Raw genomic sequence first — 24517 nt, 5'->3', positions numbered from 1 at the left:
ATCAGAACGAGGTGGTCACGCTAAGCCATAGCGAACGCCCGGTCTGATAGGCATTGTTGTCGGCGACAGAGACCTCGGCATCAAGGACATTGTAGATCGCGGCCTCCAGTCTTGCCCGCTCATTGATCTCATAGGACAGGCCCAGATCGACGGTGGTGTAGTTGTCATACTTATAGGCGATCACATCACCATCGTCGTCATAGGCATAGGGGGTGCCATTGCTTCCGATCCGGGCACCGGCATTGATTTCGGACCCGTGATATGTTGCGCTTGTCCATGCATTCAGACCGGCCACCGGAGTCATCCAGTCAAGCTTCAGATTCGCGGCATGTTCGGGCGTGCGCGCCAGCGGCAACCCCTTGTAGGTGCCGCTGTTCTGTTCGGAATCGGTCAGCGTATAGTTTCCGGTCAGGCGCAGCGTGGGCGACAGGTCGACACTGGCGGTCAGCTCCACCCCCTGAATGGTTGCATCCTGAACATTGATGTATTCCCAACGATTATAGGTCGTCCCGCCGACATCGATCGTTTCGCCGGTCTTGTAATTCTCGATCTTGTCCTTGAAATCGGTACGATACAGCGTCGCGCCCAACTCATATCCCGGGCGTTCCAACAGGGCCGACAATTCATAGCTGGTGCTGGTCTCGGGATCCAGATCGGGGTTCGACACGATGACGCCCGCACCGCGCTCGGTGGTGTAGTAATAGTCATCCACCGCCTGGCGCAGCGACGGCGTGCGATAGCCCGTCGACACACCGCCCTTGATCGTCAGCCCGCCGAGATTGCTCCAGACCCCATAGATGCGCGGCGTGACCTTGCCGCCATAGCCATCATTGTCGGTATAGCGCAAACCGCCGGTCACGGCGAATTGCGGGGTGATCTGCCATTCATCCTCGGCAAAGACCGACCATTCATCGGAGCTGAAGGTCTGGACATCGGTCGTTCCCGTGCCGGGGTTCTGGTCCTTCAACTCGGAGCGCCGCAACTGGAAGCCGCTGACGACAGTATGACTGCCCGCCATCTCGAAGGGCAGCGTGACCTTGCCGTCAACCACCGTATTGGTGATCTCGGGCGAACGCTCATCCTTGACGAAATATCCCAGATCATAATTGTAGGTGGTGCGCTGGCCACGTTCGCGCAGCAGGCTCAGCTCGGTCGTGGCATCGCCCCAATAGCCGACATACCCCAGCGACAGATGTTCGCGCTCATTGTCGACCCGCTCGGGATCATCCCCCTCATCCAGTGACATGCCGGGATTGCTGTATTGCTCCAGCTCGGTATAGCCATATTCCAGATTCAGTTCCTGATCCGGCGTCACCATCCAGGTCAGGCGTCCGCTCAGGTCGATGTCATCTTCCTCGCTGGGACCGTCCAGCTGTTCGGCCTCGTCCCGCCACATGCGGCGGCCCCACAGTTGCAGGCCCAGCCGGTCATCGACGATGGGGCCGCTGAGATAGAAGGACAGCTGCTTGTTGCCGGAATCCGTGGAATGTTCGGGAATGACTGTTTCCGCCGTGACCGAGCCGGTCCATTCGGGTGAAACCTTGCGGGTGATGATATTGACCACCCCACCCATGGCGTCAGAGCCATAGAGCGACGACATCGGCCCGCGCACGACCTCGATACGCTCGATCGCGGCAACGGGCGGAATGAAGCTTTGCTCGAAGCCCGAGGAACCGTTCGGCCGGCTGTCGCGCGTTCCCTGCCGTTTTCCGTCCACAAGGATCAGCGTGTATTCGCCCGGCAGACCACGGATGAAGATATCCTCGTTGTCGGCTGCCCCGGTGGTGACGACGCCCTGAACATCGCTCAGTGCATCCGACAGGCTGGTGACATTGCGCTCTTCCAGCTGCTGGCGCGTGATCACCGAGACCGAGGCCGGCGCGTCTGCGACATTCTGTTCGAAACCGCCAGCGGTCACCACGATGGGGCTCAGCGTGGTCGTCCCGGCCAAATCGACATCCTGCGCGACGGCATGGCTGGTGAAGACGATAGAAAGGACTGATCCCAGAGCGGTTGATGCCCCGAGGTGACCCGAAACGCGATAGGTCATGGATGGCTCCTGTTTAACCCATATGTTGAAGGAATTCGCCTGGCAGGATGCAGGGCACCCATCGCTGGAAGGAAAAGGGCTGGCCCTCAGCCGAACATATCGACCATGGGCCGCCCGCACTGCTGAACGACCTGAAGCTTCATGTCGTAGAGATCGTCCAGAATTTCGGTCCGGATCACCGCCTCGGGAGGGCCATCGGCCACGATCCGACCATCGCGCATGGCAATGATCCTGTCGCTGTGACGTGCCGCGAAATTCAGGTCATGCAGCACGACGACAACGGTCTTGTCATGTTCCTCGACGGCGCGACGCAGCAGATGCATCACGCCAACCGCATGGCGGATGTCCAGACTGTTCAGCGGTTCGTCGAACAGCGCGTAACCGGTGTTCTGGGCCAGAACCATGGCGATAAAGGCGCGCTGGCGCTGGCCGCCCGACAGTTCATCCAGAAAGCTGTGCTGTTGAGGCTCCAGCCCGACCAGCGCGATGGCATGGTCCATGTGGCGCTGGTCGTGGTCGGTCAGCCGCCCCTTCGAATAGGGATAGCGCCCGAAGCCGACCAGATCCCTGACCGTCAGCCGCGCGTTGATCGTGTTGTCCTGACGCAGAAAGGCCAGCCGCCGCGCGAAACTGTCGCGCTTGACCCTGACGATATCCTGCCCGTCCAGCACCACCTGCCCCTGCGTCGGGCTTTGCAGCCCGGCGATCATGCCCAACAGGCTGGATTTTCCCGCACCATTGGGTCCAATGATCGAGGTCAGGCCACCTTCGGGCAGAGTCAGCGCATCGACATCGACCACGGTGTGGTCACCATAGCACTGGCGCAGGGTTCTCAACTCTATCATCGGGTCCGCTCGATCAGCAAAAGGATGAACAACAGGCCGCCAAGGAATTCGACAACCATTCCAACCGAACCATCAAAGCCCAGCACGCGCTCCAGCACGACCTGCCCGCCCACCAGCAGCAAAGCGCCCAGCAGCCCCGCAATCAGGATCGTCTGGCGCAGCGGCGCCCCCGGCAGCAGCCGATAGGTCACATGGGCGATCAACAGGCCGAAGAAAGTGATCGGACCCACCAGTGCGGTCGAAGCTGCGACCAGCACCGTGACCATGGCAAAGACCTCCAGCGACAGGCGCCGATGGGGCAGCCCGACGGACAGCGCCCCGCCACGCCCCAGAACCATCACGTCAATCGCGGGCAGCCGCCAGAAGGCCCACAGCGTCGTCAGCCCGATACAGGTCGCGGCCATATTGCGCACCTCGGGCTGGACCCCGCTGAAGCTGGCAAAGATGCGCCCCTGCAGCACTAGAAATTCGCCGGGATCAATCAGGCGCTGCAACAGCCCCGAGATGGATCGAAACAGCACGCCCAGCACGATGCCCACCAGCAGCAACAGCTCAAGACTGTTGGCAACCCGACGAAACAGCAGCCCGTAAAGGGTCATCGCGAAAGCCACCATGATGGCCAGTTCGGCCAGAAAGACGCCCTGTTCGGGCCACAGGCCGATCCGCGCCGAGCCGATGAAAAAGATCAGAAAGGTCTGGATCAGCACGAACAGCGCATCGAACCCCATGATCGATGGTGTCAGGATCCGGTTGTCGGAAATGGCGTGAAACAGGATGGTCGACAGTGGCACCGCCCATGCCACCAGAAAAACGGTCACCAGCTTTTCGCCGCGATAGGACAGGATGAAGGACCAGTTTCCCGTCGCCCCCAGGGTCATGAAGGCAGCCACCAGGGCCAGCAACAGCAACATCAAGCTGCCCCCGGCAAGGCGGCTGCGATATCGACGTGTCTCGGGCGTCATGTCCCATCCCTTCTCAACAGCAGGAACAGGAACACCGCAGCACCCAGAACGCCCATCGTGGCGCCGATGGGCAATTCATAGGGGTAGAATACCAACCGCCCCAGAAGGTCGCAGACCAGCGTCACCGAGGCGCCCAGCCATGCCACCATCGGCAGGGCATTGCGCAGATTGTCTCCAACCCGGCGCGACACCAGATTGGGCACGATCAGGCCCAGAAACGGAATGAAGCCGACGGTGACCACGATGCTGCCCGCGGTAATCGCAACGATAGAGACGCCAAGGGCCAGAACCATGCGCGGGTTCAGCCCGACCGAGCGGGCGACATCATCGCCCAGTCCTGCAAGGGTAAAGCGGTCGGCACCGAACCATGCCAGCGCGGTCGCGGCGGCAGCGAGATACAACAGCTCGTATCGTCCGGCCAGAACGACGGAAAAATCGGCGGTGGTCCATGCGGCCAGGGCCTGTATCAGCCCGGTTTGCCAGGCAATCAGATACGACAGGGCACCAATGACACCGCCATAGGCGATCCCCAGCAAGGGCGGCATCAGGGCGCTGCGACGTGGCATGGTCCGCAGGATCAGCAGGAACAGCAATGTCCCGAGCCAGGAAAACAGCGCCGCCAGCGCCATCCGCGCCAGAGGCGAGGCATCGGGAATGAAGATCACCCCCAGCAACAGCCCCAGGCAGGCCGAATCCACCGTGCCCATGGTCGAAGGCTCGACAAAGCGGTTCTGGACAAGGCGTTGCATGATCAGCCCGGTGATGGCAGAGGCGGTTCCCGCAAGGATCAGCGCAATCGTGCGCGGCATGCGGCTGACCCAAAGAAGCTCGACAGACCTGGGGTCATCCAGCAGAGCCCGCAGGCCGATGCCGCTGCTGCCCACAAGCAGGCTTGCCAATGCCAGCAGCGCCAGAACGGCCACGGCCAGAACGGGCCGTCCACAGACCGCAAATCCGCCGCGCGGTTTGCCCATGTCGGTCCAGACCGCCATCGGATCCTACTTCGCCAATGCACCCGAAATGGTCGCCACGCTGTTTTCAACGGGCGTGATGCTGGCACCGACAACATACCAGTCAATGGGGTCCAGATAGACGATATGCCCCGCCTTTGCGGCCTTGGTGTCATTGACCAGCGGATTGTCCAGCAACTGCGCGGCAGGCTGGCCGTCACGCCCGATGGCCGCGTCGCGGTCGATCACGAAAATCCAGTCCGGGTCGGTGGAACGGATGAATTCATTGGAAATCGGCTGGCCGTGATTGCCCGAATCGACTTCGGCAATGGCAGGTTCAAAGCCGAAATCGCCATACAGCACCGAAAAGCGCCCCTTCGCGCCATGGGTGCTCATCCGTCCGCCCGTGGTCAGGATCGTCAGCGCGGTCCCCGCCTCGGCAGCCATGTCATGCATGGCCGTGACCTTGGCATCCAGTTCCTTCAGCGCCGTTCTGGCCACCTCTTCGCGACCATAGATCGCGCCAATCGTTTCGGTATTGCGATGGATGCTGCCGACGAAATCCGTCGTATCCGTAGTCAGGTCGATGGTCGGTGCAAGGCCGGACAGTTCGTCATATTTTGCCTGAGAGCGCCCGGCCACGATGATCAGGTCGGGATCAAGCGCTGCAATGGTCTCGATGTCCGGTTCGAAGAATGTGCCGACCTCGGTATAGGGCGTCCCGGCGTATTCCGACAGGTAGTCAGGCTTGACGCCATTGGGCACCCCGACCACATCGCCGCCGATGACCTTGATCGTGTCCAGCACGCCAAGATCCAGCGTCACGACCCGCTGGGGACCAGATTCGACCTCGACCGGGCCGCGCGCGGTATCCACGGTCACTGTCTGCGCGTGAAGCGCCGTGGTCCCAAGGAAAAAGCAAAGGGCACTGAGAATCTGACGCATGGGGTGGTCCTGTCAATCTGTGATCCGGCAATGCGGCCATGCGAGAATACTGATCGCGGCATCACATATCCGAGTATTTTCGTTGATTATTAAAGAACCACGTAATTGGCAACCATTGTTACGGCCAATTTCTTGCGGAACAGTTCTCGCATGGCCCTGCGCGTGCTGGCCGTATCTGGCCAGCCGCCGAAGAAACAGGATCACGCCGTCACCGAAATGGGGACGCCAGCCCGGATGCAGCGGCAAGAATTTTCCGCCCGGCAGATCGACGCCATTCCGTCTTACCAAGACGAAAACGGACCGCAGCCCTGCTGTGCAATCAAGATCCGCAGGCCTGCGATCGGCATGTTCAACGAAATGAAATGAATTGGTGCACCCGAGAGGATTCGAACCTCTGGCCTCTGCCTTCGGAGGGCAGCGCTCTATCCAGCTGAGCTACGGGTGCCTGCGGCCTGAATAACCGCGTCGCGCGGACTGTGCAATGCCCAATTCATACCTTTCGGACCGATGAAAATCCCGCCATCGCGGCATAGCCCTTGACCAGCGCCTCGCGTTCGTGACGCGGCAGAACGGCGTCGATATCCTCGAACCCGGCGGGCGCAAGTTTCTCGACCGCGTCGATGACGCCTTCCGGTCCGCCGACACGATTCTGCGCGACGACTTCGGCGGTCTTGGAACGGCGCTCCTTCTCATAGGCCCACAACCCGGCGCGCGGGTGCGGCTGGGATTTCAGCGCATCGGCGAGGCATTGCGCGTCCAGCACTGCCTGGCTGGCACCATTCGAACCCACCGGATACATCGGATGCGCCGCATCGCCCAGCAGCGTCACCCGACCAAAGGTCCAGCGCGGCAGCGGGTCGCGATCAGCCATCGGATACTCGAAAATGTCTTTCGTCGCGCGCACCAGCGCCTCGATGTCATAGTCCGGAATGGCGAATCGGCGCGCGAAGGGAAGAACCGTGGCATGCCCGACCCTGCGGGACCAATTGTCCGGCGGGGGCGGGCTGACAGCGGGATCCTTGGTGCGCACGTTGACCACCCAGTTCATCAACTGCCGTCCGTCGGCTTCGGGCGGCGCGATAGGATAGAGCACCAGCTTGGCGGCGAAGCCGCCGCCAATGGCCATTTCCGTGCCCCGCTTCCATTGCGGTGCCAGCGTTGCCCCGCGCCACATCGACACGCCATTCCAGGAAGGCGGACCTTCATTGCGATAGAACTGCTTGCGACCGGCCGAATGGATGCCATCGGCGCAGATCAGCACATCACCGCGCGCGATCTCGGCCGGGCCACCCTCGCTCGCGTCAAGGAATTGCGCTGTGACACCCGCCTCGTCCTGCACGAATCCCGCAAGACGGCGCCCGCAGCGAATGGAATCCGGCCCCAGCCGCGCCAACACCGCATCATGCAATGTCTTTTGCAGCCGTCCCCGGTGAATCGAGAATTGCGGAACCTCATGGCCCGCGCCAAGGCCGCGCGGCTCATCCCAGACCAGTTGTCCGTTGCGGGTGTAGTAATACAGATGAGAGGTCCGCACCGCGATCCGGTCCAGTTCCTCCAGCAGGCCAAGCGATTCAAAGCGGGCGATGGCATGGGGCAGAATATTGATCCCCACGCCCACCTCGCGCACCTGGCTGGCCGATTCCCATATCTGGCAGGGAATCCCCCGCGCATGCAGCATCAGCGCCGTGGTCAGCCCGCCGATTCCGGCCCCTGCAATCAGAACCCGCATCAGTTCTGATCCTCTGGCGGCAGAAAATCGACCTCATGCGCGGCTGAAACCGTGACGACATCGGCCGGATTGGGATTTGGGCCCAGATTGTGCAGCGCCCAGAACAGATCGAACAACCGCCGCGAGGGGGACACCCAGAACAGGCATTTGATGTCATGGTCCTGCTTGTTGAAAATGCCATGCGCCTTGCCCATCGGCAGCCGCACCAGATCACCCGGCTCGGCGCGCATCTCCTCTCCGTCCAGCCACAGGTCGAAACAGCCGTCCAGAATATACAGGAACTCGTCCTGCGTGGGGTGGATATGGGGCGGAACAAAGGTGCCCCTAGGCAAGGTCGCATGCCAGGACAACGAGTTCACGGAATGCTGCTTGGGCACATAGACCTGCCCCAGGATATTCCAGCTGATGCCATCCAGCGATTCGGTCGCGCGGGTAATCCCTGCGGGCATGGTCATGGCGTCACTCCTTCAGACGTTCAGAAAGCGTTCTTTGATTTCGGGTGTATTGCGCAGCGCGTCATTGTCGCCGCTCCAGACAACGCGCCCCTTTTCGATGACCACGTGGCGGTCTGCGAAACGGGTCAGCGCATCGACATTCTTGTCGATGATCAGGATCGATTCCCCCGCGTCCTTCAGCCGCGTCAGGCAGGCCCAGATCTCGTCGCGGATCAGCGGAGCAAGTCCCTCGGTCGCCTCGTCCAGCACCACCAGACGCGGATTGGTCATCAGCGCACGACCGATTGCCAGCATCTGCTGCTCGCCGCCCGAAAGCTGATTGCCCATATGGGTCATGCGTTCGCCAAGGCGGGGAAACAGTTCCAGCACATCCGCCAGCCCCCAGCGCCCCGGACGCGCCGTGGCAACAAGGTTTTCGCGCACATTCAGGGTCGGGAAAACCTGACGACCTTCCGGCACCAACCCCATGCCCGCGCGCGCGATATGATGGGGCGGCGCATTGGTCATGTCCTGTCCGGCGATGACCACCTTGCCCGCGCGCGCAGGCAACAGACCGAATATCGTGGAAATCGTGGTGGTCTTGCCCATGCCATTGCGGCCAAGCAGGGTCACCACCTCGCCATCGGCGACCTGAAACCCGATGTCATGCAGGACCTGGCTTTCGCCATATGCGGCCCGCAGCCCCTCAACTTGCAGCATCGGTGCCCTCTTCGCTTTCTTCGCCCAGATAGGCTTCGCGCACCCTGGGATCGGCGCGGATCTGATCGGGCGTTCCGGTGGCGATGATGCGCCCATAGACCAGCACGCTGACGCGATCCGCCAGCGAAAAGACCGCATTCATGTCATGCTCGATCAGAACCAGCGTCAGTTCCTGGCGCAGGCTTTTCATCACATCGACCAGCCGGTCCGCCTCTTGCCCGCTGGTTCCCGCCAGCGGCTCATCCAGCAACAGCAGCCGGGGTTGGGTGGCCAGCGCAATGGCCAGTTCCAGCTGTCGCTTTTCACCATGCGACAGGCTGCCGGCGCGGAAAAATGCGCGATCGGCCAGACCGACCCGTCTCAGCGCCGCCAGCGCGGCGTCATTCAGCGGCTGTTCCTCGGCAACCGGACTGAAAAAGCGGAAACTGCTGCCCATGCGCGCCTGAGCCGCCGTGGCCACGTTTTCCAGCGCCGTGAAGCCCGGCAGGATCGAGGTGATCTGGAAGCTGCGCGACATTCCGGCCCGCACCCGCCGATGCATCGGCATGCCCATCATCTCGGTCCCTGCAAAGCGCACCGAACCGCCGTCCGAATGTGCCTCGCCCGACAGCTGCGCGATCAGCGTCGATTTCCCGGCCCCGTTCGGGCCGATGATGGCGTGGATTTCGCCCTCTTCGACCTGCAGATCAAGATCATCGGTGACCTTCAGCGCGCCATAGGCCTTGCGCAGTTTTCTGACATCAAGCAGGCTCATAGGCGCCTCCGGAAAAATCCGCTGAGACCGTCGCGGGAATACAGCACCACCAGCACAAGGATCAGCCCGAACAACAGCGGCCAGTGATCGGTCAGCACCGACAGCCATTCTTCCAGCAACAGCGCGACCGTCGCCCCTGCAACCGCGCCCAGCAGGTTGCCGATGCCGCCAAAGACGACCATCACCACCAGCTCACCCGAGCGGTGCCAGTCCATGAAGGCGGGCGAGACGTAATTGGTCTGATTGGCCAGCATCACCCCTGCCACCGCGGCCATGCAGCCCGAAATGACATAGGCCGTCAGCTGATAGCGGAACGGAGAATATCCGATGGCACGCATGCGGACGGGGTTTTCCCGCGTGCCGGTCAGCACCCGCCCGAAACGCGACCGGGTGATGGCCACGGCCAGCAGATACAGCCCGACCAGCAGCACCAGCGCGGTGTAGTAAAGTCCACGGTCGTTTTCCAGCAGCGGCTGACCAAAGACGGTCGAACGTTCGTTCAGCGTCACGCCATCATCGCCGCCATAGGCCGAAAGCGAGATGAAGAAGAAATAGGCCATCTGCGCGAAGGCCAGGGTGATCATGATGAAATAGATGCCCTTGGTGCGCAGGGAAATGGCACCGGTGATCAGCGCAAACAGCCCCGCCGCCACCATCGCTGCGATCAGATGCAGGGCCAGGTCGGTGACGCCGGCGCGGCTGAGAATGGCGACGCTATAGGCGCCAATCCCCAGATAGGCTGCATGACCAAAGCTGACCATGCCGCCATAGCCAAGGATCAGGTCCAGCGCCAGCGCGGCAATCGCATAGGCCAGGATGCGCGTGGCGATCACCACCAGATAATTGTCGTCCAGCGACTCGGCGATCAGCGGCAGAATGGCGAAGGCAGCGAACAGGATCGTGGCCGCCCAGGCGCGCGTCGGGATCAGTCTCATGTCTTTGCCCCGAACAGGCCCGCCGGCCGCAATGCCAGAATGACCGCCATCAGGATATAGACCAGCATCGGTGCCAGCACCCTGCCCGCCTGCCCGGCCGCTGAAGGGTCCATCACCGCGCGCAGGATGATCGGGCCGAAGCTGCGCCCCAATGTATCGACCAGCCCGACCAGCAGTGCACCCGCAAAGGCCCCCTTGACCGAGCCGATGCCGCCGATGACGATCACCACGAAGGCAAGGATAAGCACGCTTTCGCCCATTCCCGGATCAACGGTCAGGATCGGCGCAACCATGGCCCCGGCAAAGCCAGCAAGCATGGCACCAAAGGCGAAGATGATGGTGAACAGCGATTTGATATCGACCCCAAGTGCGGCCACCATGCTGCGATTGGTCGCCCCCGCCCGCAGGCGCATGCCAATGCGTGTGCGGGTGATGATCAGCCACAGGCTCAGCGCCGTCAGCAGACCGGCGGCAATGACAACAAGCCGAAAGACAGGATAGCGCAGCGGCCCCGCCAGCGGCACCGAACCCGACAGCATTTCGGGGATATCCAGCGACAGCGGAGCCGAGCCCCAGATCATCTCGACCCCTTCGCTGATGATCATCACCAGCCCGAAGGTCGCCAGAACCTGGTCCAGATGCGGACGGTCATACAGTTTTCGAAACACAAGCAGTTCCAGGACCAGCCCCACCAGCAAGGTTGCCGGCAGGGTCAGCAACAGCCCCAGCCCATAGCTGCCGGTGACCTGGGTGAAAGTCACCGCAAGATAGGCCCCGACCATATAGATCACGCCATGGGCCAGATTGACGAAATCCATGATGCCGAAAACCAGCGTAAGGCCGGCGGCGATCAGAAACAGCAGGATGCCAAACTGCATCCCGTTCAGAAGCTGAAGCAGAAAAAGACTGGTCATGGGGATTCCCGACAGGAAAGGGGGCGAACCCGCCCCCTGTTCCGTCTTCAGTTCATGTTGCAATCAGCGACATAGTTGTCGGCGTAATCGTCAAAGATCTTCTTGACGATCGAGGTCGCAAACTGCCCGTCCTCGCGCTGGACGACCTTGGTCAGGTAGAAATCCTGAATCGGATAGTGGTTCGGACCAAAGCTGAAATCACCGCGAACCGAGGTAAAGGGCGCCTCTTCCAGCGCCGCGATCAGCATGTCCTTGTCGGCCACACCGCCCGCCTGACGGATGGCCCCGTCAATCAGATGCGCGGCGTCATAGGCCTGCATTGCATAGGTCGCGGGAACCTTGCCATATTTCTTTTCATAGGCTTCGACGAAGGCCATGCTTTCGGGAATGTCGGCATCCGGCGCCCAGTTCGATCCGGCAAAGAAGCCAAGCGCAGCATCCTGTTGCGCAGGCAGGGTCGATTCATCCACCGTGAAGGCCGAAAGGAAGGGGATCGTCTCCAGCCCCGCCTGACGGTATTGCTTGACGAGGTTCACCCCCATGCCACCGGGCATGAAGGCAAAGACGGCATCCGGCTGCATGGCGGCGATCTGCGCCAACTCGGCAGAATAATCCAGCTGCCCCAGCTGGGTGAAGATCTCTCCTGCAAGGCCGCCCTTGTAGCTGTTCTTGAACCCGGCCAGACTGTCCTTGCCCGCCTGGTAATTCGGCGCCAGCAGGAAGACATTGTCATAGCCCTGCTCGGTCGCATAGGCACCCATGACCTCATGCATCTGGTCGTTCTGATAAGAGGTTACAAAGAAGTTCCGGTTACAGTCCGCACCGGCATAATTGGATGTTCCGGCATTGGGGCTGATCAGGATCGCTCCGCTATCGGTGACCGGTTTCTGGATGGCGCCCAGAATATTGGAAAAGATCGGCCCGACGACGATATCGACCTCGTCCCGTTCAACCAGTTCGCGCGCCTTGTTGGCGGCGATATCGGGTTTCTGTTCGTCATCGACCACGATGATCTCGGTCTTCATGCCGCCGATCTCGCCGATCTGCTCGGCCGCCAGCAAGAAGCCGTCGCGCCCCATTTCACCCAGAACGGCGGCAGGGCCGGACAGGGTAAAGATCAGACCGATCTTGAGCGTATCATCGTCCTGCGCCAGCGCCGGACCGGCCAGTATCGTCGAGGCAACCAGGGCTGTCAGTAGTTTGCGCGAATGGGTCATATCCACCTTCCTGTTGGTGAAGCCACGTTTGCCGCAGCCTGTTCTGTTCGCTACCAGAGCGCACCAAGAAGGGGGTAGGTGTCAAGAATTTATTTCGGGTTTAAAATAATTTCGGTCACCCGGCACTCGGACTGCCCGGTGCCCCCGATCAGAAGTTGAGCGAGATATTCCGGGTAATCCCGATGCGAACGACCGGCTGGTTGCGATCCTGCACGATGGGCGAATCCGCCGCATCGCCGATCAGGCGGCCATATTCGAACTCACCCAGAACGGATGTCAGTTCGCTGAGCGAATAACGCATCGAGACCTTGGCCGAAGCCTTGCTGAAACCGCCCCCGGCGTCATATTCGCTGTAACGGCTGCGCGCCGCCTCTTCGGCAGAAACGCCGAAATAGGTATCGACGAACTCGGCGTTGCCATAGTCGACCTCCAGCCCCGACGAGAGACTGAGCCGGTCATTGATATCCATGTGATAGCGCATGCCGATTTCGCCCGTCACACCGCTGTGCCCGCCCAATCCGACACGCGATGTCGCATAAGAGGTCACCGGACCGCGCACGAAACTGACGCGCCCGCCGACCTCGATGGTGCGGTCGATATCGTCCAGCCCGGCAAGATCGTCTTCATCGCTGGAATCGCGTTCTCCGACATAGCCGAAGTCGGGACCAAACGAGAAACCGTCGCGCCGGATCTTGTCGCCCTCACCGAAATGGACATTGCGCAGCGGAACCCAGACGCTGGCGTCCATCTCGTCCGAGCCGGGATAGCTGGGGCCTGCCTTGACGCCCAGACCGATATCGAAAGAGAATTTTCCGTTGCCGGGGAATGCCGAATAATTCAGCTCTTCGGCGCAAACCGGAGAGGCCAGCACGGCAATGGCGGCCAGATATTTCAACATCTTTTCGAATCTTTCGCTAAGCGTCAGGGGCAATCCGAGATTATGATAACACGGCTTTGCAAAACAAGCAGCATGTCAGAACAAAGCCGCGATCTGGCAGATATGCCACGCCGCACCGTTCAGGCGTTCTGGGCGCGCTCCAGCTTTTCCAATGCCGCCATCCACAGGCTTTCGGCACGCGCCATGGCTTCGACCACCTCGGCATGTTTTCGACCCCAGCGTTCGGCACCGATGGGATCCTGATAGATCTCCGGATCGGCCAGTTTCTGGTCCAGCTTTTGCAGCATTTCGGTCAGCTTCTGCACCCGGTCCTCGGCCTTGCGCACCTCGTTGCGCAGGGTCTGAACCACATCCTTGGGCGGGCGTGCCGGTGCAGGCTTTGCCGCAGGGGCCGCCACCCGCTTTTTCGAGACATCCGTCCCGGTCAGCAAAAAGCGCCGGTAATCATCCAGATCCCCGTCATAGGGGGTCACCGCGCCGCCATCCACCAGCCACAGACGGTCGGCGACCAGTCCCAGCAGATGCATGTCGTGGCTGACCAGAACCACCGCGCCGGTATAGGCGTTCAGCGCCTCGGACAGGGCCTCGCGGCTTTCGATGTCAAGGTGGTTGGTCGGCTCGTCCAGAATCAACATATGCGGCGCGTCGATCGTTGCGATCAACAGCGACAGCCGCGCCTTCTGTCCGCCGGACAGGCGCCCGACCTGGGTTTCCGCCTGCGCTTCCATCAAGCCAAAGCCGGCCAGTCTTGCACGGGTCCGCGCGGGGGCCTCATCGGGACGAAGGCGGCGGACATGGTCGATCGGCGTTTCATTCAGCACCAGTTCGTCGACCTGATGCTGGGCAAAATAGCCGACGCGCAGCTTGCCCGAGCGGGTGATCTTGCCTTCCATTTCCTGCAGCCGGCCGGCCAGCAGCTTGGACAGGGTGGATTTGCCCTGACCATTGCGGCCCAGCAACGCGATCCTGTCATCCTGATCGATGCGCAGGTCCAGACGGCGCAGCACAGCACGATCGCCATAGCCGACGGCAACATTCTGCATCGAGACGATGGGAGGGGACAGTTCTTCTGGCTGGGCAAAGCTGAAGCGATGCAGGCGCGCCTCTTCGGGCGCGGTGATCGGCTGCATCTTCTCCAGCATCTTGACGCGGGCCTGCGCCTGACGGGCCTTGCTGGCCTTGGCACGGAACCGGTCGACAAAGCCCTGCAAATGGGCGCGCCGGTCGGCCTGTTTCTTGGCCTCGGCGGCCTGCAGGGCACGGCGTTCGGCGCGAATGCGGGTAAAGCCGTCATAGCCGCCGGTATAAAGCGTCAGCTTGCGGTTCTCGAGATGCAGGATATGCCCCACCGCCCGGTTCAGCAGGCCGCGGTCATGGCTGATGATGATGACGGTATGGGGATAGCGCGCCAGATAGCCTTCCAGCCACAATGCGCCTTCAAGGTCCAGATAGTTGGTCGGCTCGTCCAGCAGCAACAAGTCGGGCTGTGCGAACAGCACCCCGGCCAGGGCAACGCGCATCCGCCAGCCGCCTGAAAAATCGCTGGTGGGTCGCGCCTGATCCTGCGAGGAAAAGCCCAGACCGTCCAGAATCGAAGCCGCGCGGGCCTCGGCCGACCACGCGTCGATATCGGCCAGACGCATCTGGATCTCGGCGATGCGATGGGGATCGCTGGCATGTTCGGATTCGGCCAGCAGGGAGGCGCGTTCCTTGTCTTCGGCCAGAACGGTATCCAGCACCGACACCCCGGTGCCTGGCGCTTCCTGCGCGACGCCCCCGATCCGTGCCCGCGATGGCAGGGTGATTTCACCACCATCCAGCGAGAGTTCACCCCGGATCAGCCGAAACAGCGTGGTCTTGCCGGCGCCATTGGGGCCGACAAGGCCAACCTTGTGCCCATCGGGTATGGAGGCAGAGCATCCTTCGAACAAAGGGCGGCCCTGAATGGAATAGGATATGTCATCAATTCGCAGCATGCTCGCGGCATGACGCATGCGTGCCATGGCGTCAATGGCAGGAAACGCCCCGCAGATGGTCAGGACGGGACGTTTCCGGAGTCGCGGATGCTACTTGACGGTGATGCGACCGGGCAGATGGGGCTGATAGGCCTGTTGACCAGCCATGTAATCGGCCAGAACCTCGGCCAGATCGGGCCCGAAATCATAGGCGTTCCGCGCAGCCGTCGCAAAGATGCTGTAGCCGTCGCCGCCCCCGCGCATATAGTTGTTCGAAACGACACCATAAACCGCCTCGGGGTCGATGGGCACCCAGTCTCCGTCCTGCTGCACCATCACATCGCTGATGCGCTGCCCCGGTTCGGCAGCAGGATCGACCGTGTATTTCAGCCCGGCCACCTGCGCGAAACGTCCGGCGACCTCTTCATACTGGCTGGCACCGTTTTCCAGTGCGGTCACGATATCCGCCCCAGCCAGTTGAAAGGTCGCCAGGGTATTCTGGAAAGGCAGCACCGTATAGATTTCACCCATGGTGACCGGCCCGGCATCGATCGAGGCCCGCAGCCCGCCGCCATTGGTGATGGCAATCGTGATGCCCTGATCCTTGACGCGATCCAGCATGGCATCCGCCACCAGAACCCCCATGGCGCATTCCCGCGCCCGGCAACTGGCGCGATCCCCGTCAATCGTTTCGGCGGCCTCGGCCACGACCTTCTGGCGCAGTTCCTGGATCGGAGCGGCCATCTCCTTGACGCGCGCAGCGATCTCGGCATTTTCCGGCACCGAACTGTCCAGCAGCACCGGCTGGCCCTCGGCCTTCAGCAGCCTTCCGTCGTCATCAAAGGTCAGAACAAGATGGCCCAGATACTTGGAATAGGCATAGGCCTGTGCAACCGGCACCTCGGCACCGTCAGCCGCCGCGACCATCGTCGGATAGGGTCCTTCGGCCCCGTCCATATCACCCAGCAGGCTGTGTGAATGCCCGCCGATCACCGCATCAAGCCCGGCCACCTCACGCGCCAACAGTTGATCCCGCAGATAGCCGACATGGGTCAGGGCAATGATCTTGTTGACGCCCTCGGCCTCGAGCTCGTCGACATCTGCGCGCAGGCTTTCGACATCATCCTTGAAAATCACATTCGCGCCCGGAGAGGATGTCTCTGGCGTATCCAGGGCCAGGGCCGAGACGATTCCGATTTTCTCGCCCCCGACATCAAGGATCACGCTATCCTCGATCTTGCCCTTCAGCACGTTGGACCGTGACAGGTCCAGATTGCCCGACACGATGGGAAAATCCACGCCATCAGCCAGCAGCGCCAACCCTTCGGGGCCATCGTCGAACTCATGGTTGCCCACCGCCATCGCGTCATAGCCGATATCGGTCATGAACTCGACGACATCCTTGCCCTTGTAGGTCGTGTAAAACAGCGAACCCTGATACTGATCGCCAGCATCCAGCACGATGACATTGCCACCCTCGGCCCTGATCTGATCGCGCAGTTCATGCACCTTGTGGGCGACCCGCGCCACACCGCCGAAGCACGCGCCGGCCTCGATCGCCTCGTCCTCGCAGGTGCTGTCATATTTGTTGATCGGTTCGATCCGGCTGTGCAGATCATTGGTGTGCAGAACATGCAGCACCATCTCGGCCTGAGCAGAGCCGGCCAGCAAAGCCGCCACCGATGCCGCCGTCAAAAAGCGCAGGTTCATTTGGCAGTTCCTTTTTCGCCGATTTGTCCCTGCGACCACAGTGGCGCAGCACCCCCTGCCGGTCAATTTCTTCCTGCCATCATGCCGGGCAATCCCGAGTTGCAGACGTTCGCGATCACGCTTTCCCTTGACCAGCACCCATGGCAACAGGCAAATGCCGCCATGATCATTTACAAGATATTCCGCCAGACCGAATGGGAAGAGCTGCGTCGTGACAAGACGACGCCGGGTGCCCCGATTGACAGACAGGACGGCTATGTCCATTTCTCGACCCGCGATCAGGTCGCAGGGACGCTGGCCAAGCATTTTTCCGGCGAAACAGACCTGCAGCTGTTGGCCCTTGAAGCCGACAGCCTGGGCGAGGATCTGATCTGGGAGCCGGCCCGCGGCGGCGATCTGTTCCCCCATCTTTATCGTGAATTGCGTCTGGACGATATTCTCTGGTCGCGCCCGATCACACTGACGGCTCGGGGCCATGACACAGGACCGCTGGAATGAACCTGATCGAGAAACTGGGCGTTTCGGCCCTGCACCGCCTGCCCCCGGAAACCGCGCATGACCTGTCGATCCGGGCTCTGGCCAACGGGCTGGTGCCCCTGCCCGGCGCACCGGTGACCTCGCCCCGTCTGGAAACCGTGCTGGCCGAGCTGGAACTGCCCAATCCCGTCGGTCTGGCGGCAGGCTATGACAAGAATGCCAGGGCTGTCACTGCGCTGATGCGCGCGGGCTTCGGGTTCATCGAACTGGGTGCCGCGACGCCACGCCCGCAACCCGGAAACCCCAAACCCCGCCTGTTCCGGCTGAGCGAGGACAAGGCGATCATCAATCGCTTCGGCTTCAACAACGAAGGCGCAGCCGCCATTGCGGAACGCCTGTCGCGCCGCCCCAAGGGCATTCCCGTCGGGCTGAACATCGGTGCCAACAAGGACAGCCAGGACCGCGCCGCCGATTTCGCAAAGGTCGTCAGGACCGCCGGAGAGACTGCCGATTTCCTGACCGTCAATGTCTCGTCACCCAATACCGAAAAGCTGCGCGACCTTCAGGGCGCCCGTGCCCTTGCCGCACTGCTGCAAGGCGTGATGGAAGCCCGCGATTCCCTGCCCGACCGCAAGCCGGTCTTCATCAAGATCGCACCGGATCTGGATGACGCGGGGCTGGCCGATATCGCCGCCGTCGCCCGCGAGGCACAGGTGGATGCCATCATCGCCACCAACACCACGCTTGGTCGCGACAATCTCGCCTCTGCCGCAAAATCGGAAACCGGCGGGATGTCTGGCGCGCCGCTGTTCGAACGCGCGACAACCGTTCTGGCGCGGCTGTACCGGCAGACCGGCGGCCAGATCCCCCTGATCGGCGTCGGCGGAATCTCGAATTCCGAACAGGCCTGGCAGAAACTGCGGGCCGGGGCCTCGGCCATCCAGCTGTATTCGGCGCTGATCTATCAGGGGCTGTCCCTTGCCTCGCGCATTGCCGCCGATCTGGACCGGCGGCTGCAGCGCGAAAACATGACACTGGCCGAACTGACCGGCAGCGGCAGCGGCGACTGGCTCTAGTAATACTCGCCCGAGCCCAGCAGCTGGTTCATGCTGTGCGAGGGCTCGGGACAACCGGCATCGCCGATCACCTTCGCCGGAACCCCTGCCACCGTCTTGCAGCTAGGCACATCATGCAGCACCACCGACCCGGCGGCGATGCGCGAATGATGCCCGACACGGATATTGCCCAGAACCTTGGCACCAGCCCCGATCATGACACCGTCGCCGATCTTGGGGTGACGGTCGCCATCTTCCTTGCCGGTCCCGCCAAGCGTCACCGAATGCAGCATCGAGACATCATTTCCGACGGTTGCAGTCTCACCGATCACGATGGAATGCGCATGGTCGATCATGACGCCGGTGCCGATCTTGGCCGCCGGGTGAATGTCGACGCCAAAGCATTCGGAGCAGCGCATCTGAACGAAATAGGCCATGTCACGGCGTCCCTGGCTCCACAGCCAGTGACCCATGCGATAGGCCTGCAACGCCTGAAAGCCCTTGAAGAACAGCAGCGGCTGAATCAGGCGATGCGTCGCCGGATCGCGATCATAGACCGCCAACAGATCCGCCCGCGCCGCGTCGCCCAGATTGGACCCGCTTGAATAGGCCTGATCGGCAATTTCGCGCAGGATCTGCTCGCTCATTTCGCCGCTGGCCAGCTTCAACGAGAATCGATAGGCCAAGGCCCCTTCGAGACTGTTGTGATGCAACAAGCCCGCGTGAATCAGGGCACCCAGCAAAGGCTCATCTCGAACCGCGCGGGCACATTCATCACGGACCTGTGCCCAAACGGCATCCCGGTCCAGATCCGAGCTCTTGGTGCTTTGTAGAATATTCATCGGAACCACCCGCGTTAACAGGGAACCTTCATAACGCAGAATGCCCGCCGGGGAAAGTCGCGGCTGGCTCCGGTCCGGTCACATTGGCAAGCGCAGCGACAGCCAATGCACAGCAAGACTGACCCGCCCGCCGACGAACTCTCCACCCTCGGCAGTCATGCGCAATGCGGCTGGTTGATAATAGGTCATGGGCGTCCCCAGAATGCCCTGCGCCCATGAATCCTGCGACAACCCGAGCCTCTGGCCAAAACGGTCATCGGCATCGCCCGTGCCCAGGCGCCAACTGCTCAGACTGCCGGTGATGGTCTGTTTCACCCGCGCGACGGCACCTATCACCAAAGCAGATGCAGGAATGACCACCGGCGTGTCAAAACTGTTGCCCGCAACAATATCGACCTCGGCCTCGGCCATTCCGCAGTTCATGCCCGATCCCAGAACACCTGCAGTATGCGCTCCTGCCTGCCAGTTCTGTCCGTCATGGACGGCGTTCAGCCCGCGATCGACGATGAAGGCCCGCATGCCAACTGCGGGAGCCACGAATTGCCACCCCCCGTTCGCGCCAATGGCAATCTTTCCGTCCTGCCCCGACCATCCGGCCGCCCCGCCAAGAGGCACCCCCCAGCACTGCCCGTCGAAGACAACCTCGGGGGGCTGTTGCCGGGTCACGCTTTGCAGCACCAGATTGACCAGTCCATCCAGCCGCATCAGCGCTTCGTTCACCGTCACATGTTTCTGCGCCTGCGCGGGTTGCAGCAATGGCATCGCCAAACGTGTGGTTTCATTCGTCGGCATTGAATGTCCTCCTGACAAAGGGACCAGCTCCGAACTGGTCCGACAGTTGCGCCACGGAAATCGTGAAGGCACCGCCCGCAAGGGCGGACTGCCATATATCGGCCGGGATTTCGCATTCCGGCGCGCTTGGCTGCGCCTCGAACAGAACCTGCCCCTGCTGGGTCATGCGCAACAGATAGATCTCGCGCGTTTCGCCAAGGGGGACATCAGGCCCGTCCCAGCCATCCCCCTCGATCCGTGTGCGGCGAATCCAGCTGATCCGTCGCCCCTCGGCCCGAAGATGACAGGGCGCATATGGCCGCAGACCGATCCCGCTTGCGGTAGTCGAACGCGCCCGATAGCTGGCATCATCGGGCGCACGCAATGCAGGACCGATACGCCAGAAGCGTTCCTGGCCACGCGCCGAGGGTGCCAGTTCGACCTGCTTGACCGCCTCATCCAGCACGACGACCAGACTGCCCTCAGGCCAGTTTCGGGGCATGATGCCATCGGTCCCGGCCTGCCCGCGCAGACGCTCGGACAACTCCCATAGGTTTGCGCCAACCGGTTCCGCCACCCGAAACTGAAAGATCTCCCAGTTCTCGAGACTGCCATCCCCGATCGCCACGGCATTCGCCCCCGCCAGCAGGGATTTCCCCGAAACCGAACGCAGCGTCTGCCCCTTCAGCCGAATCCGCAGCGGCGCACCGCGATCGATCACCCCCGGACGCGCCGCGGCCAGGGCTGTTTCCGTGCGCCCGATGGCTGCCGGCTGATCCAGGCGCAAGGCGAATCCGTAACCGCCCTGTTCCTCGACCGAGACATAGGCCGCGACCGATCCCGGCCAGGGCTGCGCCGTAGCCGCCAGATAGGGCGAACAGGGATCTTCGTCTCCTTTCAACAGCGGCAGATCCAGAAACACCGGCCAGACCGGCATGGGCGGAACATGGCGGCGGATGGACATGTCATCTTCATTGGACAGGGCGGGCCGATAGACACCCGGCTCGACGCGGACGGCATCCACCGTCAACGCAGCCGCGCGCTCGACCCGATCCAGCCGCCACAGACGCGGCTGTGCGTTGCCGTCATTGATCCGCAGCACATCACCAACCCCCAGATGCGACAGCGAAGGCGGCAATGCAAATCGCGCACCATCGCGCGAGATCGTCGCCTCGGCCAGCCAGCGTTCGGCGATCGCACGCCCCTCGGCACGGGTCAGCGACATGGCGAACTCGCTGTCACTGACCGTCTGCTGGGCGCTTTCCGGCAGGCTGGCTTCGGCAGTGGCGGCCCCATAATCGGCACCCGCCTCGACATGGGTCAGACGCAAACGCCCGCTGACCTCCGGCTCGGGTGCCCGGACGGTTTCAAAGCCGTTGATGTCTTCTGTCACGGCCATATCGGCGGTCGCAAGATCGCATGTCGCCAGCCCCTTGCGCGGCACAAAGCGCAGCGTGCCATCGCCATCCACGGCATCGAACCCATGGGCCAGCATCAGCGGTTGCAGCGCCGCACGTCCCGTGTCGCCCCCCGACACCATATAGCCGCGCACCACGCCATGGATACGGCTGGTGTCAAAGGATGCGACTCCGGCCGCACGGCAGATATCCCCAACCACAGCAGACAGCGCCACCGCCCCGGCTCGACCATTCAGCCAATGTCCGCGCAGCCAGGCTGGACCATCCGACCACAGATCTTCGCGCCCAGGAAATGCCGGATAGGGCCGCGCATCCCAGCACCAGACATGCGCGCGCGACAGATCGACCATACGCCCCCCATCCTCCATCGCCGGATTGTTGTCGGGATCGGCCCAATAGGATGTCACCGCGCGCAGATATGCCGCCTGGACGGCATCATCGCGCAGCCCGGTCGAGAAATGGGGCAATGCACTTTCCGAACTGTAGGCGTCCAGGAACTTGTTGGGCTGGTTGGTCGCCTTGTCCAGCGCCGCACATCCATATTCGGTGAACCAGATCGGTTTCGATCCCGGCACCCATGGTGTCGCATCGGGCGATCTGACACCGCCGGGACGATCGAAATGGCGGTTCTGCCACCAGCTTCTCAGATCCTTGTATTTCCAGACCCAGGCCTCATCATATTGGCCATCCGTGATCGGGCTGCGACGCTGCGCATTGCGGTCCTCCGCGCTGGCATAATACCAGTCGAATCCCTCGCCGCCGCAGACGTTGCTTTTCAGGTATTCGATATTGCGCGGATCGCCCCAATGTGCATCCAGATGATCCTCGCCATCGCGCCAGTCCGACAGCGGCATGTAATTGTCTATCCCGATGAAATCGATGTTCTCATCCGCCCACAGCGGGTCCAGGTGAAAGAACAGTTCGCCATTGCCGGGATGGTGCCCGAAATATTCCGACCAGTCGGCCGCATAGCCGATCTTGACCTCCGGCCCCAGAATCGCGCGCACATCCGCCGCCAGCCGGCGCAGCTGGGCGACAGCCGGATAGCTGTTCTGCGGTCCGCGGATCTGCGTCATGCCGATCATCTCGGACCCGATCAGGAACGCATCGACTCCCCCCGCCGCCGCGCAAAGATGCGCATAATGCAAAATGAACCGGCGATAGGACCATTCCGCTGCGCCGTGATATTCGATGCGCGTTCCGTCACGGGTAAAATCGTCGCCTTCGGCACTGCCGAAAAAGGTGGCGACCTCGGCTTCGGCCAGCGCTGTCCCATCGACGGATCCTTCACGCCCCGCCGCGACCGAGCTGGTGATCCGCCCGCGCCAGGGCATCACCGGCTGGCTGTCGCCGCCATAGGGATTGGGCAGGGCGTTTCCTTCCAGCTGCTCCATCAGGATGAATGGATAGAACACCGCGCGCTGCCCGGCTTCGCCCAGCGCCTGCAAGGCCTCGACAACGGCGTCATCGCCTGGCGTCCCGCCATAGACCGGACGGCCCTCCCTCCGCGCAACCTCCCGGGCTTCGCCGCGCGTGATGCCGCCCGCCATCCATGGCATTTCACTGCCATCGACTTGGCGCTGTTCAACCTTTGGCTGCAACTGGCAATGGTTGATCCGCAGATCATCTCCGAACCACGACACGACCAGCGCAACCGATCCCACATTGGGCAATTCGCGCGCCATCGTTTCCATCGAGGCCCTGAAATCCGTGCCCCCCATCGGCGTATTCACGTTGACAGAGCGCATCTCGCCCAGATCCAGATCTTCCGTGACCTCGGTCGTTGCCAGGGAATATTCGCCCGTTCCCGGGATCAGCGCCAACGCGCGCACATCGTGATGCAGCCCGGTCCCGTCCCGCGCCGGACAGGTGACCTCAAAGCTCAACTGGGGCATCCGGTTGCCCCAGCGTTCAAGGTTCAGATCCTCCAACACCACATAGGCGATGCCGCGATAGGCGGGCGCGCGCGCGCCTTCATGGGCAACGATGGCCGGATCAGGCATCTGGTTCTCATTTCCGCAATAGACCCGCATGTTCAGATCCGATGCGGCGATCTCTTCACCATCCGCCCAGACACGTCCGACCCCCAACACCGGGCCTTCGCACAGGGCCAGCGCCACCGACAGGCGATAGCTGATCTGTGTCACGCTGGGTTGCGATGGCGTTCCCTTTCCCCCACCGCTTTGGGTGCTGCGGATTTCTTCCAGTGGAGAGGCCCAGATCACATGACCCGACAGCCGCATCTGTCCCCACACCTGCGGAATCGCGCTTCCCTCACCCGCCGTTTGCAGGCGCAGCCGGTCAATCCTTCCGGTCTCCACCGCCCTTGACCCGCCACCCAGCAGGCGCTGGTCAATGACGCGCCCGACGGTTGCACCAACGGCGCGGCCGATCACGGCTCCCGACAGGCCCAGCATGGTGCCGCCCATACTGCCGCCAATGGATGCGCCAACCGCCGACAACATGATCGTGGCCATGGTCAGCCTCCTCTCATCAAGATTTCACGGAAAGCGGAACCGGGCCGAAATCCGGTTTCGCCAGGGTATGCTCAGCGGACTTTCGACGACACCGTGATGCATATAGGCATGCACGAAGCGGGGGGCCTCTCCACCTTGGACCATGATGCCCAGATGCTTGGCGACGGCCCCTGCACGCATGCGGAACAGAACCACCTGCCCGGCCGCGATTGGCTGCATGCGCGACACCGGCCGCAAATGCCGCATCGCCCCCTGCAGCAGCAACTCTTCGGAACCCGTTTCACCCCAGTCCGGCGTATAGGGCGGAGGCGTTTCGGGCTCGCGCCCATAGAGATCGCGCCAGACGCCACGGATCAGGCCCAGACAATCGGCACCCGCCTGAAAGCGGCTGGCCTGATGGACATAGGGTGTTCCGATCCAGGCGCGCGCTGCCGTCACGATCTGCTCGGGATCTTCCAT

22 protein-coding genes and 1 tRNA gene are annotated in these 24517 nt (G+C 62.1%); 3 read left to right on the top strand and 20 right to left on the bottom strand.

The window, feature by feature from the left end; translation table 11 throughout:
• Position 1 precedes the first annotated feature (1 nt).
• From JHW44_RS05005 to JHW44_RS04985, 5 genes are all read right to left on the bottom strand, one after another.
• Complete coding sequence (locus tag JHW44_RS05005; protein ID WP_089343130.1) at positions 2-2050, bottom strand: TonB-dependent receptor domain-containing protein; 2049 nt, start codon at positions 2048-2050, stop codon at positions 2-4.
• Positions 2051-2136: 86 nt separating this feature from the next.
• Complete coding sequence (locus JHW44_RS05000) at positions 2137-2895, bottom strand: iron ABC transporter ATP-binding protein (RefSeq protein ID WP_089343131.1); 759 nt, start codon at positions 2893-2895, stop codon at positions 2137-2139.
• The gene (locus tag JHW44_RS04995; protein WP_089343132.1) at positions 2892-3857 is read right to left on the bottom strand and encodes an iron chelate uptake ABC transporter family permease subunit; all 966 of its coding nucleotides are present in this window, start codon (positions 3855-3857) and stop codon (positions 2892-2894) included. The genes JHW44_RS05000 and JHW44_RS04995 overlap by 4 nt, the downstream gene beginning before the upstream one ends.
• Entirely contained in the window at positions 3854-4849 is a 996-nt protein-coding gene (locus tag JHW44_RS04990; protein WP_245846830.1) for an ABC transporter permease, read from the bottom strand. Before JHW44_RS04990 ends, JHW44_RS04995 begins: the two co-directional genes overlap by 4 nt.
• Before the next feature lie 6 nt (positions 4850-4855).
• Entirely contained in the window at positions 4856-5752 is an 897-nt protein-coding gene (locus JHW44_RS04985) for a siderophore ABC transporter substrate-binding protein (RefSeq protein WP_089343133.1), read from the bottom strand.
• Between the two features lie 150 nt (positions 5753-5902).
• Between JHW44_RS04985 and JHW44_RS04980 the strand changes: the two genes are divergently transcribed.
• On the top strand, positions 5903-6118 hold the full coding sequence (locus tag JHW44_RS04980; RefSeq protein ID WP_089343134.1) for a hypothetical protein: 216 nt from the start codon (positions 5903-5905) through the stop codon (positions 6116-6118).
• A gap of 2 nt (positions 6119-6120) precedes the next feature.
• Here JHW44_RS04980 and JHW44_RS04975 read toward each other — a convergent pair.
• From JHW44_RS04975 to JHW44_RS04925, 11 genes are all read right to left on the bottom strand, one after another.
• Positions 6121-6197 (bottom strand) — tRNA-Arg (locus JHW44_RS04975).
• A gap of 45 nt (positions 6198-6242) precedes the next feature.
• Positions 6243-7481, bottom strand: a complete 1239-nt coding sequence (locus JHW44_RS04970) for a flavin-dependent oxidoreductase (protein WP_089343135.1) — start codon at positions 7479-7481, stop codon at positions 6243-6245.
• Entirely contained in the window at positions 7481-7936 is a 456-nt protein-coding gene (locus JHW44_RS04965; protein ID WP_089343136.1) for a cupin domain-containing protein, read from the bottom strand. The genes JHW44_RS04970 and JHW44_RS04965 overlap by 1 nt, the downstream gene beginning before the upstream one ends.
• 12 nt (positions 7937-7948) lie before the next feature.
• Entirely contained in the window at positions 7949-8635 is a 687-nt protein-coding gene (locus tag JHW44_RS04960) for an ABC transporter ATP-binding protein (protein WP_089343137.1), read from the bottom strand.
• On the bottom strand, positions 8622-9389 hold the full coding sequence (locus JHW44_RS04955; RefSeq protein ID WP_089343138.1) for an ABC transporter ATP-binding protein: 768 nt from the start codon (positions 9387-9389) through the stop codon (positions 8622-8624). The genes JHW44_RS04960 and JHW44_RS04955 overlap by 14 nt, the downstream gene beginning before the upstream one ends.
• Positions 9386-10324 carry a branched-chain amino acid ABC transporter permease gene (locus JHW44_RS04950; protein WP_089343139.1) on the bottom strand — a complete coding sequence of 313 codons (939 nt, stop codon included), beginning with the start codon at positions 10322-10324 and terminating at the stop codon, positions 9386-9388. Before JHW44_RS04950 ends, JHW44_RS04955 begins: the two co-directional genes overlap by 4 nt.
• Positions 10321-11238, bottom strand: coding sequence for a branched-chain amino acid ABC transporter permease (locus tag JHW44_RS04945; protein ID WP_089343299.1), 918 nt, complete (start codon positions 11236-11238; stop codon positions 10321-10323). The genes JHW44_RS04950 and JHW44_RS04945 overlap by 4 nt, the downstream gene beginning before the upstream one ends.
• A gap of 47 nt (positions 11239-11285) precedes the next feature.
• Entirely contained in the window at positions 11286-12455 is a 1170-nt protein-coding gene (locus JHW44_RS04940) for an ABC transporter substrate-binding protein (protein ID WP_089343140.1), read from the bottom strand.
• Positions 12456-12603: 148 nt separating this feature from the next.
• On the bottom strand, positions 12604-13353 hold the full coding sequence (locus tag JHW44_RS04935) for a MipA/OmpV family protein (protein WP_089343141.1): 750 nt from the start codon (positions 13351-13353) through the stop codon (positions 12604-12606).
• Positions 13354-13472: 119 nt separating this feature from the next.
• Complete coding sequence (locus tag JHW44_RS04930) at positions 13473-15329, bottom strand: ABC-F family ATP-binding cassette domain-containing protein (RefSeq protein ID WP_089343300.1); 1857 nt, start codon at positions 15327-15329, stop codon at positions 13473-13475.
• Positions 15330-15419: 90 nt separating this feature from the next.
• Positions 15420-17018 (bottom strand): bifunctional metallophosphatase/5'-nucleotidase, encoded by a 1599-nt coding sequence (locus JHW44_RS04925; RefSeq protein WP_089343142.1) that lies wholly within the window; start codon positions 17016-17018, stop codon positions 15420-15422.
• A gap of 162 nt (positions 17019-17180) precedes the next feature.
• On the opposite strand from JHW44_RS04925, the gene JHW44_RS04920 reads away from it, so the two are divergent.
• Entirely contained in the window at positions 17181-17516 is a 336-nt protein-coding gene (locus tag JHW44_RS04920; RefSeq protein ID WP_089343301.1) for a DUF952 domain-containing protein, read from the top strand.
• On the top strand, positions 17513-18571 hold the full coding sequence (locus tag JHW44_RS04915; protein ID WP_089343143.1) for a quinone-dependent dihydroorotate dehydrogenase: 1059 nt from the start codon (positions 17513-17515) through the stop codon (positions 18569-18571). Before JHW44_RS04920 ends, JHW44_RS04915 begins: the two co-directional genes overlap by 4 nt.
• On the opposite strand, the gene cysE is transcribed toward JHW44_RS04915, so the two are convergent.
• From cysE to JHW44_RS04895, 4 genes are all read right to left on the bottom strand, one after another.
• On the bottom strand, positions 18568-19392 hold the full coding sequence (gene cysE, locus JHW44_RS04910; protein WP_089343144.1) for a serine O-acetyltransferase: 825 nt from the start codon (positions 19390-19392) through the stop codon (positions 18568-18570). The two genes, JHW44_RS04915 and cysE, sit on opposite strands and share 4 nt — an antisense overlap.
• Positions 19393-19470: 78 nt before the next feature.
• Positions 19471-20184 carry a DUF2793 domain-containing protein gene (locus JHW44_RS04905; RefSeq protein ID WP_089343145.1) on the bottom strand — a complete coding sequence of 238 codons (714 nt, stop codon included), beginning with the start codon at positions 20182-20184 and terminating at the stop codon, positions 19471-19473.
• Positions 20171-24058 carry a baseplate multidomain protein megatron gene (locus tag JHW44_RS04900; protein WP_089343146.1) on the bottom strand — a complete coding sequence of 1296 codons (3888 nt, stop codon included), beginning with the start codon at positions 24056-24058 and terminating at the stop codon, positions 20171-20173. Before JHW44_RS04900 ends, JHW44_RS04905 begins: the two co-directional genes overlap by 14 nt.
• A 24-nt stretch (positions 24059-24082) precedes the next feature.
• Complete coding sequence (locus JHW44_RS04895) at positions 24083-24517, bottom strand: C40 family peptidase (protein ID WP_089343147.1); 435 nt, start codon at positions 24515-24517, stop codon at positions 24083-24085.

Source organism: Paracoccus seriniphilus, from assembly GCF_028553745.1.
In the GTDB taxonomy this organism is placed as follows: Bacteria; Pseudomonadota; Alphaproteobacteria; order Rhodobacterales; family Rhodobacteraceae; genus Paracoccus; species Paracoccus seriniphilus.
This window is presented reverse-complemented; position numbering and strand designations above follow the sequence as displayed.

Excerpts from the sequence above, each read along its gene's own strand:
- JHW44_RS04950 (WP_089343139.1), bottom strand. The coding sequence starts at position 10,324 with ATGAGACTGATCCCGACGCGCGCCTGGGCGGCCACGATCCTGTTCGCT.
- JHW44_RS04945 (WP_089343299.1), bottom strand. The coding sequence starts at position 11,238 with ATGACCAGTCTTTTTCTGCTTCAGCTTCTGAACGGGATGCAGTTTGGC.
- JHW44_RS04905 (WP_089343145.1), bottom strand. The coding sequence starts at position 20,184 with ATGCCGACGAATGAAACCACACGTTTGGCGATGCCATTGCTGCAACCC.
- cysE (WP_089343144.1), bottom strand. The coding sequence starts at position 19,392 with ATGAATATTCTACAAAGCACCAAGAGCTCGGATCTGGACCGGGATGCC.
- JHW44_RS04900 (WP_089343146.1), bottom strand. The coding sequence starts at position 24,058 with ATGGCCACGATCATGTTGTCGGCGGTTGGCGCATCCATTGGCGGCAGT.
- JHW44_RS04955 (WP_089343138.1), bottom strand. The coding sequence starts at position 9,389 with ATGAGCCTGCTTGATGTCAGAAAACTGCGCAAGGCCTATGGCGCGCTG.
- JHW44_RS04940 (WP_089343140.1), bottom strand. The coding sequence starts at position 12,455 with ATGACCCATTCGCGCAAACTACTGACAGCCCTGGTTGCCTCGACGATA.
- JHW44_RS04965 (WP_089343136.1), bottom strand. The coding sequence starts at position 7,936 with ATGACCATGCCCGCAGGGATTACCCGCGCGACCGAATCGCTGGATGGC.
- JHW44_RS04995 (WP_089343132.1), bottom strand. The coding sequence starts at position 3,857 with ATGACGCCCGAGACACGTCGATATCGCAGCCGCCTTGCCGGGGGCAGC.
- JHW44_RS04915 (WP_089343143.1), top strand. The coding sequence starts at position 17,513 with ATGAACCTGATCGAGAAACTGGGCGTTTCGGCCCTGCACCGCCTGCCC.
- JHW44_RS04990 (WP_245846830.1), bottom strand. The coding sequence starts at position 4,849 with ATGGCGGTCTGGACCGACATGGGCAAACCGCGCGGCGGATTTGCGGTC.
- JHW44_RS04960 (WP_089343137.1), bottom strand. The coding sequence starts at position 8,635 with ATGCTGCAAGTTGAGGGGCTGCGGGCCGCATATGGCGAAAGCCAGGTC.
- JHW44_RS04935 (WP_089343141.1), bottom strand. The coding sequence starts at position 13,353 with ATGTTGAAATATCTGGCCGCCATTGCCGTGCTGGCCTCTCCGGTTTGC.
- JHW44_RS04930 (WP_089343300.1), bottom strand. The coding sequence starts at position 15,329 with ATGCTGCGAATTGATGACATATCCTATTCCATTCAGGGCCGCCCTTTG.
- JHW44_RS04985 (WP_089343133.1), bottom strand. The coding sequence starts at position 5,752 with ATGCGTCAGATTCTCAGTGCCCTTTGCTTTTTCCTTGGGACCACGGCG.
- JHW44_RS04970 (WP_089343135.1), bottom strand. The coding sequence starts at position 7,481 with ATGCGGGTTCTGATTGCAGGGGCCGGAATCGGCGGGCTGACCACGGCG.
- JHW44_RS05005 (WP_089343130.1), bottom strand. The coding sequence starts at position 2,050 with ATGACCTATCGCGTTTCGGGTCACCTCGGGGCATCAACCGCTCTGGGA.
- JHW44_RS04895 (WP_089343147.1), bottom strand. The coding sequence starts at position 24,517 with ATGGAAGATCCCGAGCAGATCGTGACGGCAGCGCGCGCCTGGATCGGA.
- JHW44_RS05000 (WP_089343131.1), bottom strand. The coding sequence starts at position 2,895 with ATGATAGAGTTGAGAACCCTGCGCCAGTGCTATGGTGACCACACCGTG.
- JHW44_RS04980 (WP_089343134.1), top strand. The coding sequence starts at position 5,903 with ATGGCCCTGCGCGTGCTGGCCGTATCTGGCCAGCCGCCGAAGAAACAG.
- JHW44_RS04920 (WP_089343301.1), top strand. The coding sequence starts at position 17,181 with ATGATCATTTACAAGATATTCCGCCAGACCGAATGGGAAGAGCTGCGT.
- JHW44_RS04925 (WP_089343142.1), bottom strand. The coding sequence starts at position 17,018 with ATGAACCTGCGCTTTTTGACGGCGGCATCGGTGGCGGCTTTGCTGGCC.